At 67.2% G+C, this 3181-nt stretch carries 4 protein-coding genes; 3 read left to right on the forward strand and 1 reads right to left on the reverse strand.

Going from position 1 to position 3181, the window contains the following annotated elements; translation table 11 throughout:
- From PMI42_RS12715 to PMI42_RS12725, 3 genes are all read left to right on the forward strand, one after another.
- Positions 1-500: alpha/beta fold hydrolase (locus tag PMI42_RS12715; protein WP_008134554.1), on the forward strand; the 500-nt coding region annotated here is incomplete at its 5' end.
- A 123-nt stretch (positions 501-623) separates the two neighbouring features.
- The gene (locus PMI42_RS12720; protein WP_008134555.1) at positions 624-1373 is read left to right on the forward strand and encodes a vWA domain-containing protein; all 750 of its coding nucleotides are present in this window, start codon (positions 624-626) and stop codon (positions 1371-1373) included.
- 58 nt (positions 1374-1431) lie between these two features.
- Positions 1432-2154: a DnaJ domain-containing protein gene (locus PMI42_RS12725; protein ID WP_008134556.1), complete on the forward strand. Its 723-nt coding sequence runs from the start codon at positions 1432-1434 to the stop codon at positions 2152-2154.
- Between the two features lie 228 nt (positions 2155-2382).
- Here the strand turns inward: PMI42_RS12725 and PMI42_RS12730 are convergent.
- On the reverse strand, positions 2383-3181 hold a 799-nt coding region (locus PMI42_RS12730), incomplete at its 5' end, for an SPOR domain-containing protein (RefSeq protein WP_008134557.1).

The following is a 3181-nucleotide window of genomic DNA, read 5'->3' on the forward strand; positions in this document are numbered from 1 at the left end:
CGCAGATCCTGCGCGGCGTCGCCAACATTCATCTCGCCATGCAGGAGATGAAGAAGGTTCAGCCCAACGCCGACTACGAAAAGGTGACGATGGTCGGCCACTCCATGGGCGGCGACATTACAATGTACTTCGCCAAGCAATATCCGGACGAGGTCAAGAAGGTCGTCACGCTCGACAATCTGCGCGTGCCCTTTGTCACCGCCGGCAAGTTCAAGATCCTGTCGTTCCGGTCGTCCGATCCGCAATTCAAGGTCGATGCGGGCGTGATTCCGAGCGATGAAGAGTGCGAGAAGGCCGGTATCCAGGTCGTGAAGACCGAATTCCAGCACAACGACATGCGCGACACCGGTCCGGATGTGGCCAAGAACTCGATCCAGAGCATGCTCGACAAGTTCCTGAGCGCGACTGACAGCGAAGTCGCGCCGGTCGACACGCAATCGTCGCCGCCCAAGATTCTCGAGCCCGGTCCGGTCGCCCTGATGGCGCCTGCCAAGAGCTGACGCCTCTCACAGAGGCAGCATCGATTTCAAAGCCCCCGCCGGCGCTCGCCGACGGGGGCTTTGCACATTGACTGGGCTGCGTGCGCTGACCACATTAGCCGCTCACGCATGGTGCAAGCAGCGATGTCGGGCGAAACCATCAAACCGCGCGGCCGCGATGCCGTCTCGGCGCAAGCGGATGGCGCGGTGCCGGAGACCAGGACGTCGACCTCGGAGGATATCGCGGCCTTCGTCGCCAAGGCGCATGCGTTGTCACCACATGCGCCCGGCGCCCGGGGGCGGCTGATCTTTGCACTCGATGCGACCATGAGCCGGCAGCCGACCTGGGACATGGCCTGCGCGCTCCAGGCGGACATGTTTCGCGAGACCGCCGCGCTCGGCAGCCTCGATATCAGGCTCGTCTATTATCGCGGCTACAACGAGTGCCGCACCACGGGGTGGATCTCCGACAGCGCCAGGCTCGCGACGCTGATGAGCAAGATCGATTGCCGCGGCGGTGACACCCAGATCGGCAAGGTCCTGAGCGAGGCACGGCGCGAGGCGGTGGCATCCGGCGTGCGGGCCGTGGTCTTCGTCGGCGATGCCATGGAGGAGAAGGTCGACGAGCTCTGCGCCAAGGCCGGTGAGCTCGGCATGCTCAAGGTGCCCGTGTTCATGTTTCAGGAAGGCGACGACGCCGTGGCCGAAAAGGCCTTTCGCGAGATCGCGCGCCTGACCGGCGGCGCCTGGTGCCGGTTCGATCCCGGCGCGGCGGCGCAGCTGCGCGAACTGTTGCGCGCGGCTGCAACCTACGCCGCCGGCGGCCGCGAGGCCCTGCTGAAGCTGGCCGGAAGCGCGAGCGGAGCAGCCAGGCTGATCGGCCAGATGAAGTAGCCGCCCGCTCGGAGGCAGACGCCATGCTTTTTGACAACAGGGCGACTATATTCCGGCCATGACCCTGATCGCCGGCGCCATCGCAATCATCACGCTCTATCTGCTGCTCCAGATGTTCCGGTCCGCCAATCCGGCGGTGCTGGCGCGGACCGTCAAGTTCGGCGGCGGCGTGCTGGCGCTGGCGGTCGCGGCGTTCACGGGCCTGCGGGGCGAGCTGGTGGTGGCGATCCCGCTCGGAATCATGGGCGCCGGGCTGCTGGGCTGGACGCCGCTGGCGAATGCCGGCTTCGGCAATATCGGCGGGCTGTTCGGCGGCGGGGCAACTGCGTCGGGGCAGGCCTCGCGCGTGCGCTCGCAATTCCTCGACATGCAGCTCGACCACGATTCCGGCCAGCTCACGGGCCAGATCGTCGCCGGGCCCCACGCCGGGCGCGGTCTCGACGAGTTCGATCTCGCCGGCCTGCTGGCGATGGCGCCGGCGTTCGATGCCGAGAGCGTGGCCCTACTTGAAAGCTATCTGGACCGCCGGTTTCCCGCTTGGCGTCAGAACGCGCAGGGCGACGCGGCAGGGCGGCAGCGCCGCGCGGCGGCGGGCGGTAAAATGACGGCGGAGGAGGCCTATCAGATCCTTGGCTTGCAGCCGGGGGCGGGGCGCGACGACATCAGCCGGGCTCACAAGTCCCTGATGAAGAAACTCCATCCCGACCAGGGGGGCTCGAACTATCTCGCGGCCCGGGTAAACGAGGCCAAGGATACTCTGCTTCGCACGCATAACGGCTAACTCCGGCACCACGCTACAAACGCCCGTACCCGCGTGAGCTCCGCTTGCTCTGTCTGCCGTCGCCCCGATGCCCGCCTTGTCGGCGTGGTCGATCTCTTGAGTAAAAATTTAACCGTAAATCGTTGACGAGAGGTTGTCGCGGAACTGACTTTGCGCGCGGCCTGCGTCCCCAAAAACAAAAATGCCCGCGCAAGGCGCGGGCATTTTCGATGGCAGCGGTGCGAAAGATCAGTTGCGGACGGTGATGCAGGAGATGTCGGCACGCTTCAGGGCGCGGCAGACGGCTTCGGCCTGGTCCCGCTCGAGCCCGGCAAAACGGGCGCGGTAGAGCTTGCGATTGTCCTTGGCGACCACAGGCTCGGTGAACGGGTCGGCCTTGCTGAGCAGGCCGCGGGCCGAGCTGCGTGCGGCGTCGATGCGCTGCTGGGCCTCGTTCTCGCTCTCGAGCGCGCCGACCTGGACGATCCAGCCGCTGTGCGTGACGACCGGCTTGGTGGTGGCGCTCATCTGGATCGGCTGCGGCGCCGGATCGGCGGAGGCCAGCTTCGGAGCGGCCGGGGCGGGCGCGGCGGCGGTCGCGGCCGGCAGCACGCCGAGGATACCGTTGCCGGTGCCGAAGCCCGCGGGCTGCCGCGGCAGCTCGGTGCGGGCGACGTCCGCCCTCGGCATTTCCGGCGGGCTCGTCATCTCGGGCCTGTTGATCAGATCGGCCCGGGCGACGACGGCACCGGAGGTTTCCGCGACGTCGGAGCGGGACGTAACCGTGCTCGTGACCTGCGGTGCGACCGGGCCCGGGGCGGCGGAGGCGACCTTCACGGCGCCGGCCTTGACCTGAACGGTCTTGACCCGGACCGGCTTCATCGGCTCGGACGAGCCGGGGATGATGGAGAGCGGCTGGCTCGATATCACGCCATTGGTGAGCGGCGCCGGCTCGATCTTGGATTCGGTCGGCCGAACTTCAGGCTTGCTGGCTTCAGGCTTGGCTTCGAATTTGGGCGGAGCCGGCGGCACCGCGGCGGTCGCCGCC

The organism is Bradyrhizobium sp. YR681, from assembly GCF_000282615.1.
In the GTDB taxonomy this organism is placed as follows: Bacteria; Pseudomonadota; Alphaproteobacteria; order Rhizobiales; family Xanthobacteraceae; genus Bradyrhizobium.

What these genes read in the sequence shown, in the direction of transcription:
- PMI42_RS12720 (WP_008134555.1), top strand. Translation starts at nt 624, where the DNA reads ATGTCGGGCGAAACCATCAAACCGCGCGGCCGCGATGCCGTCTCGGCG.
- PMI42_RS12725 (WP_008134556.1), top strand. Translation starts at nt 1,432, where the DNA reads ATGACCCTGATCGCCGGCGCCATCGCAATCATCACGCTCTATCTGCTG.